The 17,360-nt window shown below is 43.5% G+C and carries 14 protein-coding genes; 7 read left to right on the top strand and 7 right to left on the bottom strand.

Annotated features, from left to right (window positions below; translation table 11 throughout):
- The first annotated feature begins 97 nt into the window (after nucleotides 1–97).
- Nucleotides 98–2,368 (top strand): bifunctional diguanylate cyclase/phosphodiesterase, encoded by a 2,271-nt coding sequence (locus AC0VYI_RS19445; protein WP_475444952.1) that lies wholly within the window; start codon nucleotides 98–100, stop codon nucleotides 2,366–2,368.
- Between the two features lie 67 nt (nucleotides 2,369–2,435).
- On the opposite strand, the gene AC0VYI_RS19440 is transcribed toward AC0VYI_RS19445, so the two are convergent.
- The 6 genes from AC0VYI_RS19440 to AC0VYI_RS19415 form a co-directional block, all read right to left on the bottom strand.
- On the bottom strand, nucleotides 2,436–2,882 hold the full coding sequence (locus tag AC0VYI_RS19440; RefSeq protein WP_199474255.1) for a MarR family winged helix-turn-helix transcriptional regulator: 447 nt from the start codon (nucleotides 2,880–2,882) through the stop codon (nucleotides 2,436–2,438).
- Between the two features lie 238 nt (nucleotides 2,883–3,120).
- Complete coding sequence (gene modC / locus AC0VYI_RS19435) at nucleotides 3,121–4,209, bottom strand: molybdenum ABC transporter ATP-binding protein (protein ID WP_475444950.1); 1,089 nt, start codon at nucleotides 4,207–4,209, stop codon at nucleotides 3,121–3,123.
- Nucleotides 4,209–4,904: a molybdate ABC transporter permease subunit gene (modB, locus tag AC0VYI_RS19430; protein WP_475444948.1), complete on the bottom strand. Its 696-nt coding sequence runs from the start codon at nucleotides 4,902–4,904 to the stop codon at nucleotides 4,209–4,211. Before modB ends, modC begins: the two co-directional genes overlap by 1 nt.
- A gap of 75 nt (nucleotides 4,905–4,979) precedes the next feature.
- Nucleotides 4,980–5,756 (bottom strand): molybdate ABC transporter substrate-binding protein, encoded by a 777-nt coding sequence (modA, locus tag AC0VYI_RS19425; protein WP_475444946.1) that lies wholly within the window; start codon nucleotides 5,754–5,756, stop codon nucleotides 4,980–4,982.
- Between the two features lie 4 nt (nucleotides 5,757–5,760).
- A complete protein-coding gene (gene grxB, locus AC0VYI_RS19420) occupies nucleotides 5,761–6,432 on the bottom strand; it encodes a glutaredoxin 2 (RefSeq protein ID WP_475444944.1) in 672 nt (223 codons plus the stop codon).
- 103 nt (nucleotides 6,433–6,535) lie between these two features.
- Nucleotides 6,536–6,886 (bottom strand): Rieske (2Fe-2S) protein, encoded by a 351-nt coding sequence (locus AC0VYI_RS19415; RefSeq protein ID WP_199474276.1) that lies wholly within the window; start codon nucleotides 6,884–6,886, stop codon nucleotides 6,536–6,538.
- Nucleotides 6,887–7,372: 486 nt separating this feature from the next.
- Here AC0VYI_RS19415 and AC0VYI_RS19410 point away from each other — a divergent pair, with 486 nt between their 5' ends.
- The gene (locus AC0VYI_RS19410) at nucleotides 7,373–9,559 is read left to right on the top strand and encodes a transglycosylase domain-containing protein (protein ID WP_475444942.1); all 2,187 of its coding nucleotides are present in this window, start codon (nucleotides 7,373–7,375) and stop codon (nucleotides 9,557–9,559) included.
- Between the two features lie 109 nt (nucleotides 9,560–9,668).
- Complete coding sequence (locus AC0VYI_RS19405; RefSeq protein ID WP_233407491.1) at nucleotides 9,669–10,529, top strand: substrate-binding periplasmic protein; 861 nt, start codon at nucleotides 9,669–9,671, stop codon at nucleotides 10,527–10,529.
- Between the two features lie 135 nt (nucleotides 10,530–10,664).
- Here the strand turns inward: AC0VYI_RS19405 and glgA are convergent, their stop codons facing one another.
- Nucleotides 10,665–12,098 carry a glycogen synthase GlgA gene (gene glgA / locus AC0VYI_RS19400; RefSeq protein WP_475444940.1) on the bottom strand — a complete coding sequence of 478 codons (1,434 nt, stop codon included), beginning with the start codon at nucleotides 12,096–12,098 and terminating at the stop codon, nucleotides 10,665–10,667.
- An 89-nt stretch (nucleotides 12,099–12,187) separates the two neighbouring features.
- On the opposite strand from glgA, the gene glgC reads away from it, so the two are divergent.
- From glgC to lepB, 4 genes are all read left to right on the top strand, one after another.
- Nucleotides 12,188–13,441 (top strand): glucose-1-phosphate adenylyltransferase, encoded by a 1,254-nt coding sequence (glgC, locus tag AC0VYI_RS19395; protein WP_199474280.1) that lies wholly within the window; start codon nucleotides 12,188–12,190, stop codon nucleotides 13,439–13,441.
- 349 nt (nucleotides 13,442–13,790) lie between these two features.
- Nucleotides 13,791–14,423 carry a riboflavin synthase subunit alpha gene (locus AC0VYI_RS19390; RefSeq protein WP_199474282.1) on the top strand — a complete coding sequence of 211 codons (633 nt, stop codon included), beginning with the start codon at nucleotides 13,791–13,793 and terminating at the stop codon, nucleotides 14,421–14,423.
- A gap of 241 nt (nucleotides 14,424–14,664) precedes the next feature.
- Nucleotides 14,665–16,470: a translation elongation factor 4 gene (gene lepA / locus AC0VYI_RS19385; protein ID WP_199474284.1), complete on the top strand. Its 1,806-nt coding sequence runs from the start codon at nucleotides 14,665–14,667 to the stop codon at nucleotides 16,468–16,470.
- 59 nt (nucleotides 16,471–16,529) lie between these two features.
- Entirely contained in the window at nucleotides 16,530–17,354 is an 825-nt protein-coding gene (gene lepB / locus AC0VYI_RS19380; RefSeq protein WP_199474286.1) for a signal peptidase I, read from the top strand.
- The last annotated feature ends 6 nt before the right edge of the window (nucleotides 17,355–17,360 follow it).

Below are 17,360 nucleotides of genomic sequence, written 5' to 3'. Positions count from 1 at the left end.
GTAATTCTCGCTACATCTTTTCACTAATTCTATAACGAGAATATGCCGGTTCTGTTTCATACTTCCTTTACTTTTTTATGGGGGTGGGAGCGTATTCTTGACCCGACGCAAACGAAATTTTATCTGCTATGGCGTCTTTTTCTCTCTGTTATGTATTGGCGCGTTTTTTACCCAACAAACAGAAGATATTAAGCGTAAAGAACAGGCCGCATTGATTCAGGAAGTTGCGGTCTCACAGGCTCGTGTCATTGAACGTCGTCTGCTTAGCGCATTATCCGCCACGTATTTTTTAGCGCTGGAGCGAAAGAGCTTAGACTCTCCTGAACGCTTTGCTGATTATGCCCATCATATGATTGAGTCCATTGGAGGAATATCCAACTTACAGCTGGCACCTAATGGTGTGGTGTCAATGATTTATCCATTAAAAGGTAATGAAGCCGCCTTAGGGCACGATATTTTAAAAGATGATAAGCATCGAAAAAGTGTGCTTGATGCCATTAGAAATAAAACTCTCACTTTAGATGGCCCGTTTAATTTGACTCAAGGAGGGGAAGCTATCACTGGCTATAATCCGGTTTTTATCGAAAACAATGGGGTTGAAGAATTTTGGGGTGTCATTTCTGTTCTGATTAATTTGGATGGTTTGATCAAGGCAAGCAGTTTACCCACTCTTGAAAAGAAGGGGTTTCGTTATCAGCTTAGCTATTTTGACCCAGATAAAGGGCAGGATAATGTGTTTGCGAAGTCTGCTCAGCCTCTAGATGGCATTGTGACTTGGAGCAATATCAATGTGTCCAATAATATGTGGCGGTTGTTTTTATCACAAAAAGAATCCAATGGCTTAATGGTCTATGTGATTGGCTACGGAGTCACCTTACTCGTCGCCTTGTTCGTTGGCGGGAGTCTGCGTTATATCTTGCTACAACCAGAAAGGCTTGAGGCCATTATTCGCCTTAAAACCCGTGAGTTGGAAAAACTCGCTTTTTATGATCCTCTAACACAGTTAGCAAATCGTCGTCTTTTTATTGAAAAGGTGTTCATCGCCTGTTTAAACAGTGATAAGAGTCGTTGTGCACTGATGTACTTAGATTTGGATGGATTTAAAGATATCAACGACAGGCTTGGGCACGGTGCTGGCGATTTGCTGTTAACGGTTATGGCGTCACGTTTAACAAATATTGTGAATGGAAAAGGGGTAGTCGCTCGTCTGGGGGGGGATGAGTTTGCTATTCTGCTGTCCGATTACCATGATCGTCAAACGATTAAGTTATTCGCTCAAGGACTGCTTAAATCCATCAATGAGCCTGTCGTTTTACAAGGGAAAAACTATTCTGTGTCTGCTTCCATTGGTGTTACTTTGATTCCTGAAGATGGTGATTCATCGGAAGAGGTGCTTGGTCGTGCGGATATGGCCATGTACAAGGCGAAAGAGTCAGGACGCAATAACGTTTACTTTTTCAAAGAAGGGCTGAAACAGAAAGAGTTCAAACAAGATGGGCGAAAACAAAAGTGCGTGGATTGTTTGAAGAACATTGATGACGAGTTGATCTCAGCAGTAGAAAACCATGAGTTAACGCTTTGCTACCAGCCTCTAATTAACATGAAAGAGGGAGACGTGGTGGCATGCGAAGCGCTGATCTGTTGGCATCATCCTGAAAAAGGTGTATTCCATCATGCAGCATTTTGGGCTTTGGTTCAGGAATCGAGGAAGGTCGTCGATGTCGGTTTTTGGATGTTTGAACAGGCCTGTTTAATGGTTCAATCTCAATTAGCGAAAGAAGGCAGCGTTGCTCAACCCGTTTGTTTAAACATTGCCTTTGACCATTTAATTAATCCTAATTTTATTGATGTCATTGCTTCTATGTTGGAGACTCGTAATCTGCCTGCTCATTACTTCATATTTGAGTTAGATCAGTCCATTGTGATAAATGGTTCAACGTCGGTGATCTCGACATTGAAGGCGCTACGGGAAATGGGCATTTCAATTTCGATAGATAGTTTTGGTACTGAAGGCGCACTTTTATCAACGTTGACAAGGTTACCAATCGATATGATCAAAATTGCGCCGCAATTCATAAGACATATAGAAAGTTCTCTAGAGCAGCAACGTCTAGTGAGTGGTGTTATTTCTGCTGCCCATAGAGCGAGCGTGAAAGTGGTCGTGGAAGGGGTTGAACGGGATACGCAAGTCGCATTATTAAATCATTATGGGTGCGATATTGGGCAAGGGTATTTGTACTCAAAACCTATGAAAAAGGAGATGTTAGCCTTTTATATGTTATCGAAAAAAGCGTCAGCTAGTCGATTGAATCCATTAACAGGGGCTCCACTTCAACAAAATCACTTAGCCAATAAGCACTCATCATAGAAAAAAACGATGAATGAATAATTCATTTCATTGGTTTAGTGCAGACTATAGCGTCAACGTCGCCAATTTATGGCTCGTTAATGTGGCTTTGAATATTTTGTAGCATGCGTTGCCCTACTCTTAGAAAAGTATCAAGCTCTTCCTGACTGATGCTGGCTTTCATCAGGGCGATGGCTTCATTGTCGGCATTCTTTAGTGTTTGATAGTACGCCTGACCTTGCTCTGTTAGGAAAATAAAGTGGCTACGTTTGTCGTTCTGATTGAGTTGTTTAGTGATCAATCCCTTGGTAATCAGCTCTTTGATAATCCGCGTAATTTGTCCTTTATCACGATGCATTTTTTGGCTGACATCTTGGGCGGTGCAGTTTGGGGTATTTTGGATATGGTCTAATACAAAAAAAAGCAGTGGTGAACCAGAAAGGTTTTTTTCTACCATGGCTTTTTTCATCGCGATTTTTAGGCTATCGATTGATCCAATAAAGAGGGATCTAATTGCTAATGCTTGATCTTCCATAGAATACTGTCTTTTTATTAATTTGTATCATTATTATTTTTTGTTTCAGGTTTGTCTCATCTAAAGAATACATAGAACTCATTAGTATTAACTATTTCCTTGAGACTTCTGCACGACTACTGCGCTTGCCAATACTTTGTTAAAAACAGACTCAAAATGCTCATTTATAGGTATAAACTCCGCTTTCTCATCTGTTTTTGCCGCGTCTTGGCGTCGCTCGTGACATCGAGCAAAGGTCTCACCTTAATACCGCGACGGATTTGATTTGTGCTATGACATGTTGGCCAATGGTTAAATTCAGTTTTTGGGCAGAATAGGCCGTAATGCTTGCGAGAATCGGGGTTTTGCCTGCCATCATTCTGACCAATACTGTGTTTGGGTCAGCTTCATTGTGGCTGATATCATCAATATAAACCGCTAGTCGGTTGATGATACTAGAGTCTTCATTAGCTGAGAGTGCGATGCTGACATCTCGTGCTTGAATTTGCAGCTTTACTGTGTCGCCAATGACTTCGTGTGTACGTGAAATCATCAAGCTGTGTTGACCAAAGGATAAGGTGGATAATCCCCATTGTTCATCTTGTTGCGTGATCTGACCGATGATCATAAAACGCGTGTTCTGATAGGTATATCGGGACGTTGATAATTTTCCAAGAAGGTATTGCGTTTCTCCCTGATCGACGATTTTCCCTTGATCCATAATGACCGTATATTGAGCTAAGCGAATGACTTCGTCTAAAGAGTGGCTCACATAAAGAATCGGAATGGACATGTTTGAGCAAACGGCTTCTAGGTAAGGAAGAATGTCCTTTTTTAGGCCCTCATCAAGGGCGGATAATGGCTCGTCCATAAGGAGAAGCTTTGGTTGAATCAATAAGGCACGTGCGATGGCAATGCGTTGCCTTTCACCACCGGAGAGTTGATGGGGGAATTGTTCCAGTAGCGAGGCAATATTTAATAGATCAATCACGTCTTGATAAGCGATGACACTCTCTTCTTTGTTAGCCCTTTTCGTAGCAAAAGCGAGGTTATCGCGAGCGGAAAGATGGGGAAATAGACTGGCTTCTTGAAAGACATAACCGATGGGACGTTTATGAACGGGCAAAAAATCCCCAGCTTCACTTTGCCAAATAGCCTCGTTAAAGGCGATTTGGCCCTGATGGTTTTTCTCTAAACCCGCTAAACAGCGTAATAGGGTGGTTTTACCCGATCCGGAGCGGCCAAATAACGCTGTGACGCCTTGGTTTGGTAAAGTGAGATCAACTTCTAAAGCGAAGTCTGACCTGCTTTGCTTAGATCGACTCAAGCGAATGTTTATTGCGTTCATCACCATGATCCTATGTCTGCTTTTTGCTTATTCACTTTTTGAGTTGCATATAAAAAGGCTAATACTACAAAAGCAAACAACACCATGAGTAAAGACAATGTATGGGCTTGGGCATATTCAAGAGCTTCTACATGATCGTATATTTGAACCGATAGCACGCGAGTTTCCCCTTCTATATTACCGCCCATCATCAGTACCACACCAAACTCACCGACAGTATGAGCAAAACCTAAGACTGCCGCACTAAGGTAACCAGGCTTTGCCATGGGGAGAGCAACATGAATAAAACGGTCCCATGCAGAGGCTCTTAAGGTAGCGGCCACTTCCAGAGGACGGTTTCCCATAGCGACAAAGGCATTCTGTAAAGGCTGAATCACAAAGGGAAGAGAATAGATCATTGAGGCAAAGATTAAGCCAGTAAAACTAAAGGGCAGAGGTGATATCCCAATGTTTGTCAAAAAGTGGCCTAGCGCTCCGTTAGGGCTTAGGAATATTAACAAATAAAACCCCAGTACCGTAGGAGGGAGAATAAGGGGCATTGCTACAATGGCACTGATTGGTGCCTTAAGCCAAGAGGATGTTCTCGCAAGCCACCAAGCTAATGGCGTGCCAAGAATAAGCAGCAGTATGGTGACACTGGTCGCTAATTTGAGCGTTAACCATATAGCCGTCCAATCTCCTGAGCTTAATAACATAGGGTTATCACCTTAAGGCAAGACTATATTGAAGAAGATAAGTGAATCGTATCATTGGTGTTTGTCTAGGGTGACTTACTGACCAGAGTCATAACCAAAGTTTTTAATACGCTTTTGAATATCCTTTCGTACTAAAAAGTTAAGGAATTTTTGGGCCTGTGTTTTATGTTGACTGTGAGTTAACAGGACTGCCGCTTGTTTGATGGGGCTATGATCGTTATTTGGGACTTGCCAGTAACGGCCTTTGACAGGCCCAGCCAAAACTTGGGATAAGGCAACGAACCCCAATTCGGCATTTTGCGAATAAGCAAACTGATAGGTTTGTCCTATGTTTTCGCCTTGTACTAGTTTGCTTTGTAAAATGTCCCATAAGCCTAATTTGGTTAAGGTTTCTTTGGCAGCTAAACCATATGGGGCCAGTTTGGGGTTGGCAATGGCTATTTTGCGGGCTTGCTCTAAGGTGCTTTTAACGGGTTCTACACGCTGTTGTGTCGCGGACCATAAGACGAGTATTCCCTTTGCATAAATGATTTTACTGCTTTTTTGAGCTAAACCTGCTTTGATTAATTTATCTGGTTTGGCTTGATCGGCTGATAAAAAGACATCATAAGGCGCGCCGTTACGTATTTGTGCATAAAATTTTCCTGAGGAGCCAAAGGATAACTGCAGTTTCTGACCCGTTTCTTGTTCGAAAAGAGGCGCTAGTATTTGCATAGGGGCGGTAAAGTTAGAGGCAACTGCAATACGCAGAGGAGCAGCAAGTACATTGTTGGTTAGCATAATGAAGACGCTGCCGAGCAATATAGTGGGGCTCAGTAAGCGTACTCTTAATAAAAGGGTTAGAAAACGCATTTAATTAGATCTCAAAGTGGTAGTAAGTATGAATAGAAGTGGCGTGTGCTACCTCGTCGATATATTGGCGTAGATGATCAGGGAATTGTAGGTTTAATACCATGGTTAGGTTTCTAAGTTTTGGGAATAGCATCACATCATCCCAGCTAATGGTGTGGCTATGATCTGAAGGCAACGTCTGTTCGGGGAGCTTTTGTAATGCCATTTCAACGATTTTTTTATGGTGCTGAGTTTCTTCGAGGGCTTTCTCAAAGGAGCGACGTATTTCACTTTCTTTCTTGATGCGGAACTCATCGCGAGACTGACGTGATGAAAACTCAGGGAGCCCTAATAGAATGTTACGGGGAAAAACAAGACAATTGATATGAAGTTCTGCTTCCTCAAGGATGCTGTGAGCGGTGATATCCTGAGCTGAGGGGCGGATCGGTTTTTCTGAGTCGCCAATTTTATCTAAATATCGGGCAATCTTTAATCCATCCGTGATGATGGTGTTATCGTCACTTTTAAAAATGGGTAATTGCCTATTTTTCGAAGAGGGGAGCTTTTTTAATAAGGCATAACATTCGTCATCGTCACCATGAAGAAGATAAATTTTTTCATGGAAAAGCGCTTTGTAATTGGCCACCATATCGGCACGAACACAATTTGGGCAATGATCATACTGATATAACTGCATCGTACTCTCCGCAAGCATTATGCTGATTGGTCTAAGGCATACGACACAGTTAGGCTGTATTTAGGTGTCATCATAGTGGATACAAGCAAAATCTCATTACTTGTTACGCCACGGCAGGACTGCCTTCTCCGATCAGTATATAAAAATTGCCCTTTTCTACACCAAGCGTGGCTTTTTTTAAGGTTTTGCCTTGGCATGGTCCAGCAATACACTGGCCATCATTTGGTGAAAAAAGAGCACCATGATGATGGCATTTTATGTAATCACCATCGTCATCAAAAATCTCTTCTGTATGACAGTTTAGCGCACGTTTTTGATGTGGGCAGCGGTTTTCGTAGGCGCGCAACTCACCCTGTTGTTTGATAATAACAAATTCGCTTTGATTTACTTTGAAGTGAAGCGCTTTACCTTCAGATAATCGTTGTGCATTAGGGATTAGATGCTTATAAAACATACATTCACCACATTCTTCCAAGTAAAAAGTACTATTTATGCCTGTTTTGGGCAGAGACTTTGTTCGTTGAGTGTTTCCTCATAAGGAACATTACTCTTGTCATACTGATACTATTGTACTGAATCAAGCCATCATATTGTGTGGTTATGGCATTAATGTATTGTCGTTTCGTGTCGCTCATCACGTCCTTACTCTCCATGACTGTTATTTTCCCTAGGGGGTGAAAATGTCAGATTACCCTATACCTTGTCAATATCAAGGTAACAAAGGTATCTTTTTTTACGTTTGGTATAAAGAGTTTCTGTTTGTTGCTCTGTCATGTTGCTTGCCTTTGCCAAGCTACTTATACTTGGCACCATGGCTATTAAACCCCCTTCGAAACCTTCTCGTAAGTCTATGACTTCAAAAACGAAAAAGAAATCTCCCCCGAAAAAATCCCGTGGATTTTTGGGGCGAGCATGGCGTGCATTTTTTAAATGGGGGCTAGTGCTTTGTTTGATCGGCAGTATTCCTTTTGCTATTTGGGTCTGGTGGCTGGATCAAAAGGTGGTGACGCGTTTTGAAGGCCAAAAATGGCAAGTGCCTTCTGAAGTACTGAGTGCACCGATTTATTTGAAAAGTGGCGCCCCTTGGAAAAAAGCGGAACTTGAATCATTGTTGAAAGAAACGGGTTATCGTTTTGGTCGTAACAGCCAAAAAGTCGGCTGGGCGGCAAGAAGTCGTACAAAAGTGAGTGCCCACTTAAGATCTTATGTCTACTACAACGGCTTTCATCCTAGTGAAAGGCGTATTTTCTCGTTTGTGGATGGCAAGCTACAAATTCAGTCCTTAAGCGGTGAGCCAGTGGCAGAAGCCAGTATTGAACCTCAGCGTATTGGCTTCTTATATGGTGGTAACACTGAGCGCCGGCAAATCTTAACCTATCATGATATTCCCAAGTCCTTAATTGATATTTTAACCACGGTGGAAGACAGAGATTTTTTCCACCACTGGGGGATTTCTTTGACGGGGATTGCGCGGGCGGCATGGGTCAACCTTACTCATGACTCTCGTCGTCAAGGGGGATCTACCTTGACCCAGCAGTTAGTAAAAAACATGTTTTTAAGCTCTGAGCGCACTTACACGCGAAAGCTGACAGAGGTCGTCATGAGTTTATTGTTGGAGTATCACTACTCCAAGCAAGAGATTATTACCGCTTATATGAATGAAGTGTACTTGGCGCAAGTGGGCAATGAAGGGTTACATGGTTTTGCAGCAGCCAGTCAGCACTTTTTTGGTCGACCTCTAAAAGAGCTGAATATTGACGAAATGGCGCTACTGGTGGGCATGGTGAAAGGGCCTTCTTACTATAACCCTGAGCGTCACCCCAAAAGAGCGCTATCAAGACGTAATACTGTTTTAGCGATTTTAAAAGATCAAGGACGGTTGACGCCCACAGACTATCAAATACTGGTGAAGCAGCCCATTCATTTAGCGGACAAACGTAGGACCCGTTCAATTTATGGTGATTATTTAGACCTTGTATCTTTGCAGTTGTCTCGGGATTTTGACAAAGAGACCTTAGCGACGAAAAACTTGCGCATTTATACTGGTGTTGACATTCGTGCTCAGTTAGCAGCGACGCGAGCTATGCGGCGTCAGGTTGCACTTCTTGAAAAACATGACAAACGTTTGGCTGGCTTGCAAGGGGCCATGGTGGTGACGGATCGGCAAAATGGTCAGGTACGTGCTGTGGTGGGGTCTAGCGATAAACAGTATTCAGGGTTCAATCGAGCGCTGGGGGCGGTAAGGCCCATTGGTTCTTTGGTGAAACCACCTTTGTATATGGCTGCATTAGCCACAGGGCACTATACTTGGTGGAGTCGCATCGATGACAAGCGCATGCGCTTTAATGTTGATGGTCAGATTTGGGAACCTGAAAATTACTCGCGTAAGACTCATGGTGTGGTGCATCTATATGAGGCCATGGCCCACTCTTATAACTTAGCGACGGTGAATTTGGCTCAGCAAATTGGCTTTGATCGAGTCGGTGATACCCTTCGACAACTAGGGGTGAAGCGCCCGTTTACTATGCATCCGGCTATGGCGTTGGGCGCACTTGAGTTATCGCCTTTTGAGGTGGCGCGTATGTATCAACCGATTGCCTCTCGTGGAAAAAGTAGTGAGCTTGGGGTGGTGTTGGCCGTCATGGATCAACATGATCATTTATTAAAGCGTTTTGACCGCTCAACCAAAGTACCTTTCACGGATGCTTTATTGGCGGTCACGCTGGATGGGATGACTAAAGTTCCGGAAATTGGTACCGCTCAGGCGGCTCAGCATGCTTTTCCTGATTTGACGTTTGCAGCAAAGACGGGGACGTCTAATGGCCAGCGGGATAGTTGGTTCGAGGGGATTACGGGGGATTATGCCAGTACGGTTTGGCTGGGAGATGATGATAATGCGCCTTTGGATATTACGGGGGCCACTGGAGCACAAAAGGTGTGGATTGATTTTACTCAACACATGAACCCTCGCTCCTTACCTGAAACATTGCCTAATGGCGCGGTAAGGTATGATGTTCTGGATGATTCGTTTGAAATAGCCGCAAAACGTTGTAAAAATCGTGAGTCCTTAGCCTTTATTGAGGGGACTCAACCCACCAGTTCGAGTTCGTGCTTCTGGCCTTTTTAGAAAAGATGTCATACAAAGTAATGCATAAATTCATTTTCATTGTATGCTTTATTTGTTGCTGATGAGTTTGCCACCTAATTGGTGTTTGTTTGAGGAGTGTTCTCAGGTTATGCGTTTACACAATAAACAGCTTTTGCGCATTGTGCCATTGATGGGACTCTTAGGGGTCTTATTGGGGGCCCAAAGCGTTTTGGCTCAGACGTCAACGAGTAAAGAGCAGTGCCACTCGTTGACTGCGACGGGCAACTCTGAGTATCCACCCTTTTTATGGCGTAGCCCGAACAATGATCATGATTTATTAGGGGCGAATGCCTTCTTTATCGAGGCATTGAGTAAGCGCATTGGTGTGCCAATTAAGTTGGAACATGTTGGTCCGTGGTCCAGAGCGCAATCGGAAGTGAAAAGTGGTCGTATTGATTTGATGGCTGGCGCCTTTTATACCAGTGCCCGTGCGGATTATATGGACTATTTTTCCCCGGTAATATTGCATACCACGAGTGTCGTTTGGCAGAGAAAAGGCAATCAATTTCCGTTTCACTCCAAAGAGGACCTGATTGGAAAATGGGGTGTGACGGTGATTAATAACAGTTTTGGGCAGGTGTTTGATGAATTTGCCCAGCGCCACCTCAATATTCTCAGTGTGGCCAGTTTGTCTCAGGCGTTTTTGATGCTCGCTGCAGATCGTGTCGATTATGTACTATACGAGAAAAACCCTGGAGAGGCTTATGTCGCAATGCTTGGTTTGAGTGGGAAAATCGTGCCCGTCGAGCCATCTATTAGTAGTGAAGGCTTGTATTTGACCATGTCTAAAGATTCGCCTTGTAATACAGATGAACTGAAACAAAAAATTGCGAAGGCACTGCGGGATATGCGTCAGGACGGCGTCGCAGAGGCGTCTTTGATGAAAGGCTTAAAAGAGTGGGATGCAACCCATGTAAAAGAGGCAAAAGCATTTCAATCCCTTCCTTAAACGAGTCTGAAGCTTCAGGAATGAGCCTATGGTTGACGCAGAGTATAAGGTTGGAAAAAGAATAGCAGTAGGAAAATGTGAAGAAACACAATTCGATTGTGCTTCTTCTACAGAAATAACTCCGTTGTCGACGCTTTATCGAATAAGCTGATTATAAAGTTCTATCCACTCATCGGTGACGGTTTCCCAACTGAAATCATACTGCATGGCGTTGAATTGTCGTGTTCGCCATGCTTGCATATCAGCAAAGTAAGTTAAGCAGCGCTCAAGTGCTTTACTTAAATCCAGTGCCGTGGCGTTTTCAAAGACAAAACCATTGGCTTGTTCGGTGTCCTCAAAGATAGTGTCAGCCAATCCTCCTGTTTTTCTAACAACAGGAAGCGTGCCGTATTTTAGCGCATACAACTGTGTTAAACCGCAGGGCTCAAATCGAGATGGTATCAGTAGTGCGTCAACGCCAGCCTGAATACGATGTGAGTACGCTTCGTCGTAGCCAATGCGAATGGTCACTTGTTCAGGGTAGGACGCTTGTAAGGCTTGATAGGCTGTCTCAAGAGCGCTATCACCCGAACCAAGAATGATTAAACGGGCTCCCTTGTTAAGTACTGATGGAATGGCCTCAAGGATCAGATCCAAGCCTTTTTGTTCCGTGAGTCGACTCACCACCCCAAAGACCAGTTTAGTTGGGTCTTCTGAAAGGCCGTTTTCTCTTAATAAAGCCAGTTTATTGTCCAATTTTTTCTCAATGGTGTCTGGCGAATAGCGTGTGGTAATGTGATCGTCTTTTTCTGGTGACCATTGATCATAGTCTACGCCATTTAGAATGCCTGATAGTTTATGGCGCATGGCCCGCAGTGTGCCATCCATTCCATCGCCGTATTCGCTGGTGAGAATTTCTTTTGCATAAGTTGGGCTGACGGTGGTGATGCGATCAGCGTAGACCAACCCTGCTTTAAGTCCGGAAAAACGACCATAAAACTCCATGCCGTGTATGTCTAATAATTCGTTGGAGAGGCGCATGTCACCGTATTTAGCCATATCAAAACTGCCATTGTAACGTAGGTTGTGAATGGTGCTGACAATGGGCAGGTGATCGAGCTTCCAGCTTGCTAAATAGGCTGCGGCAAATCCAGTTTGCCAATCGTTTAGATGAAGAATGTCGGCTTGCCATCCGAACAGATTGCCATGCTGAGCCAGCATGGCAATCGCCCAAGAAAAGGCGCCAAAACGCAAGTGATTATCGACATAATCTAGGCCATTCGTATCTAGGTAAGGTCCGCCATCACGCTCATAAAGTGCTTGACATTGTACAAGCCAAATAGGAATGTCATTCTTATGGGGGCGAGTTTCTAAGAGAATAATATCGCCAACACCAAACGGATTTCCCAAGTTGATGCTATGATAAATAGGCTCGACTTGGTCGAGTATGCCTTGGTAAGCTGGCATTATGAGTTTGACATCGAGACCCTTTTTTCTAAGCGCTATGGGGAGTGCGCCTGCAACATCAGCAAGCCCACCAGTTTTGATTAAAGGATGTATTTCGGATGCAGCAAATAGAATCTTCTTCATATAAGTATCTTATTGATTTAGCACAGTCTCAAGAGTATACCTAAATATAAAACAATGTAGAGTTAGCAGATAATATTTAAGGGTGAAATATGGATTTAAACACTGCATGCATGAAAACCCTGTCAATTATTTTAGCGGGTGGGCGTGGCTCAAGGCTGAAGCAATTAACCGACAACCGTGCGAAGCCTGCTGTTCCCATTGCAGGTAAGTACAAGATCATTGATTTTCCACTCTCTAATTGCATCAATTCGGGCATGCGCCGAATTGCCGTGCTGACTCAATATCGTTCCCATACTTTGAATCAGCATGTACAGCGAGGCTGGAACTTTTTACGTTCAGACTTCAATGAATTTATTGAACTTTGGCCAGCCCAGCAACAAACGGGGGGAGATTGGTATCGTGGAACGGCCGATGCGGTGTATCAGAACTTAGCCATGATTGATGGTCTGGGGAGTGAATACATGCTCATTCTGGCGGGTGATCATGTGTACAAACAAGATTACAGTTTGATGTTGAAAGAACATATCGAAAGCGGTGCTGATGTGACTGTGGCCTGTATTGAAGTCCCCATCCAAGAGGCCGATCAATTTGGCATTATGCATGTGGATGAGGACGATAATATCATCGCTTTTGAGGAAAAACCGACCCATCCTCCAACCATGCCAGGTAATCCCAATGTTGCTCTTGCGAGTATGGGAATCTACATTTTTAATACCAAGTTCTTATGTGACAATTTACGCTCTGATGCAAAGGATGACGACTCCAGCCATGATTTTGGTAAAGACCTTATTCCGATCTTTGTTGGCCGCTCTAAAATAAAAGCCCATCACTTTTCCCATAGTGTTATTCCAAACGAAAGTTATCCACAAAAGCCTTATTGGCGAGATGTGGGGACTTTGACGGCTTATTGGGAGTCAAATATGGATTTGACTAAGTTGGTGCCTGAGTTGGATTTGTATGATGAAAGCTGGCCAATTCGTACTGCACAGTACCAGCGTCCGGCAGCGAAGTTTAACTATAATTATGAAGAACGCATCGGTACTGCGCTAAATTCCGTGGTGTCTGCTGGTTGTATTGTTTCTGGCTCAACGGTCGAACAGTCGATTCTTTTTAATAACGTACGTGTGAATTCATACTCTCATGTGAATAAATCTGTGATACTGCCTCGCTGCGATATTGGGCGTCATTGCCGTCTTCATCGTGTGGTTGTGGATTCTGACTGTCGGATTCCAGAAGGAACCATCATTGGGGAAGATCCAGCTGCGGATTCTGCACGTTTTTATCGTAATTCTGACGGTATTACTTTAGTGACTCAAGATATGATTGAGGCGTTGAATAAATAAGTCCTCTTAGCTTCATTTGTCATGTTGCAGAGATTGAGCCGCTAACTAAAGCGGCTTTTTCGTCTCAGGGCTGGTCTAAATAGTAAAGTAAATGAATGGTTCATTAGGGTGTTTGACACATAAAGCAGCTTGAAAAAGAGGATTTTAGACGCATAACTCAAGATAATGAGTGTTACGATTTGTTATCCCCGCATGCTGTGGATAACCCTATTAGTGAATCTATGATAACTCTTGTGAAGGTAGAGTTGGCGGTGCTTTGTGCGGAGGTGATTAATTCTTCTCCAGTTGAGCATAAGTTGCCCGTATTGTATAGGTTCTGATCAATGATAAATGGTGTGAAAGGCTTCTTATGTTTACCGGAATTGTTCAAGGTGTTGCGGTCGTTAAATCTCTTAAAGCGGACGGTCGGAATAAAAAACTGGCCATAGAGTTTCCGATGGGCACGATGTTAGATCAACAGTTGGGCGCCAGTGTCGCGATCAATGGTGTCTGCCTAACCGTTTCTGAAATCAAGCAGGATGTTTTATCCTTTGATGTTATTGATACCACCCTCAAATTAACCAATATCGGTTTATTGAATGACGGCGACAACATTAATTTTGAGCGTGCAGCCAAAATGGGCGACGAAGTGGGCGGGCATGTTATGTCTGGGCATATCATGACCACGGTAACCGTGTCGCGAGTAGAGCAGATCAACGAAAGTGTGCATATTCGTTTTGTGATTGATCGTCAAGATGAAGTGGATGCACGACGTTACTTGTTCGATAAAGGTTATGTTGGCCTCAATGGTGCCAGTTTAACCATTAGTGACATAGGGGATGATTGGATTGAAGTGTCGTTGATTCCAGAAACCCTTCGTTTAACCACCTTTGGTCAGCTCAACGCGGGCGATAAAGTGAATTTAGAAATTGATGCTCATACACAAGCGACAGTGGATACGGTTGAACGTGTCTTAAAACAACGGGGGATCGTTTTACCCTGATTTTAACTGTGTTATTTATGATGACTTTGTCTGTTTGTTCATTTAAATAAATGGAGTCCTTGGTTGATTTTCGGTAGAATGCTCGCCAATTTCTGATCCGAATGCCGTCTGGTTCGTATTTTGTTGTGACGCTTGCCGTCATAGTGTTTTTTTATTTTGGCAATAAGCGACCCAAGGACAGCAATCTCGAATAAAGAACGCCGTATTCAACCAAATATCGCTTTTAAAGTGTGAGTAAATAGTGTCTTCAAAAAATCTTAAGCACATACGCAATTTCAGTATTATTGCCCATATTGATCATGGAAAGTCGACCCTAGCAGACCGTTTTATCCAAATCTGTGAGGGGTTGAGTGAGCGTGAAATGTCGGCGCAGGTTCTTGACTCTATGGACATTGAGCGCGAGCGTGGCATTACTATTAAGGCACAAAGTGTGACCTTGGATTACCATGCCAAAGATGGTCAAACCTATCAACTGAACTTCATCGATACACCGGGACATGTGGATTTTTCCTACGAAGTCTCCCGTTCATTAGCTGCCTGTGAAGGGGCGCTTTTGGTGGTGGATGCAGCGCAGGGCGTGGAAGCTCAATCCGTAGCGAACTGTTACACTGCGATTGATCAAGGCCTTGAGGTTATGCCTGTATTGAACAAAATCGATCTACCTCAAGCTGAACCTGAGCGTGTGAGCGGCGAGATTGAAGAAATCATCGGTATCGATGCTATGAATGCCGTAACCTGTTCTGCCAAAACAGGAATGGGAGTTGAGGATGTATTAGAGCGATTAGTCGCAACCATTCCGCCACCGGAAGGGGATATAGATGCGCCATTACAAGCTCTTATTATTGACTCTTGGTTCGATAACTACTTAGGCGTTGTGTCTTTAGTGCGTATTAAACAAGGTACTTTGCGCAAAAAAGACAAGATTTTTATTAAATCGACTAAGCAAGCGCACCTTGTGGATATGGCTGGTATTTTCACTCCGAAGCGTAAAGAAACCGATGTTCTCAAAGCGGGTGAAGTAGGGTTTGTTGTTGCTGGGATCAAAGACATTCATGGTGCACCAGTGGGGGATACTATTACCCACGCTGCCACTCCGGACGTTGCCCAATTAGCGGGTTTCCAAAAGGTGAAACCTCAAGTGTATGCCGGTCTGTTCCCTGTCAGTGCTGATGATTATGAAGATTTTCGTGTGGCTCTGGATAAATTAACCTTGAATGATGCCTCACTTTTCTTTGAACCCGAAAGTTCCGATGCATTAGGTTTTGGTTTCCGTTGTGGCTTCTTGGGGATGCTACACATGGAAATCATTCAAGAGCGTTTAGAACGTGAATACGATCTTGATTTAATTACGACCGCACCGACGGTTATTTTTGAGGTCGAATTGGCAAATGGTCAGGTCATTAATGTTGATAGCCCTTCTAAGATGCCAGACCCCGGTTCGATCAAGGAAATGCGTGAGCCGATTGTAGAAGCCAATATTTTAGTGCCGCAGGAATACCTGGGTAGTGTGATTACCTTATGTGTCGAAAAGCGCGGTGTCCAAAAAGATATGCAGTTTGCTGGTAAGCAAGTGCAATTGCGTTATGAATTACCGATGAACGAAGTGGTGATGGATTTCTTTGATAAGTTGAAATCTTGTAGCCGTGGATTTGCATCATTGGATTACAGTTTTTCGCATTTTGCACCCGCTCCATTATGCCGTTTAGATATTCTGATTAACGGTGAACGTGTGGACGCTTTGGCGTTGATCATGCATAAAGATAATGTGCAATATAAAGGCCGTGCTTTGTGTGAAAAAATGAAAGAGTTGATTCCGCGTCAGATGTTTGATGTGGCGATTCAAGGGGCTGTTGGCGCCAAAGTCATTTCTCGTACAACTGTAAAAGCCTTGCGTAAAAACGTAATTGCTAAGTGCTACGGTGGCGATGTAAGCCGTAAGAAGAAACTGTTACAGAAACAGAAAGAAGGTAAAAAACGCATGAAGCAGGTTGGTAATGTGGAAGTTCCACAATCCGCCTTCCTTGCAGCATTGCAAATAGATAGCTAAGCGCAGCATGAACCTAGATTTGGCCCACCCACAGTGTGCGCCGTAATGGAGACAGATGTATGAGTTTTGATTTCGAGTTGATACTGACCTTGGCTTTTTTAATTACCGGGGCGTTTTGGTTGTATGATCGACTGGTTTTTGCGCCAAAACGTAAAGCCTTGTTGGCTGGTATGCCAGAAGAGGCGCGCTCAGCACTGAGTAAAGCGGAAAAAGAGCGATTAGCGAATACACCGAAATTTGTATTAGAAGTGAAGTCGTATTTTGGCATCATTGCGGTCATCTTTATTGTGCGATCCTTTATAGTGGAGCCTTTTCAGATCCCGTCTGGTTCAATGTTGCCGACATTGAAAATTGGTGATTTTATTCTAGTGAATAAGTTTGATTATGGTATTCGTTTGCCTGTATTGAATACCACCTTGATCAAAACAACGGAGCCAAAGCGTGGCGATGTGATTGTCTTTAAATACCCACGAGATCCGAGTATCAACTATATTAAACGGGTAGTGGGTTTGCCTGGGGACCATATTAGCTATCACAATAAAATTCTTAAGATCAATGGCAAACAGGTAAGCAAACAGTTTATTGCGGATTTACCACCCTCACCAGACCAAAACCAAGAGGCGGTGAGTTTGTTTAAAGAAGACTTAGACGGCACGGTTCATTATATCTATAACAATCACTATCCAAACCCACTCCAAGGGGATTATGTGGTGCCAAAAGGCCACTATTTCGTGATGGGTGATAATCGTGATAATAGCGCTGATAGTCGAGTGTGGGGATTTGTGCCAGAGTCTGATCTAAAAGGTCGAGCTTTTTATGTATGGCTGTATTGGAATAAGTTTTTCAGTCTTCCAAGTTTTGAATATAACGGTTTGATTAAATAATGTTGG

This window comes from Marinomonas sp. 63XJN7_9_ISO-PGPR-S23-217 (assembly GCF_056173515.1).
Note: the sequence above shows the minus strand (reverse complement) of the source record. Positions and strands in the feature narration are given on the sequence as shown.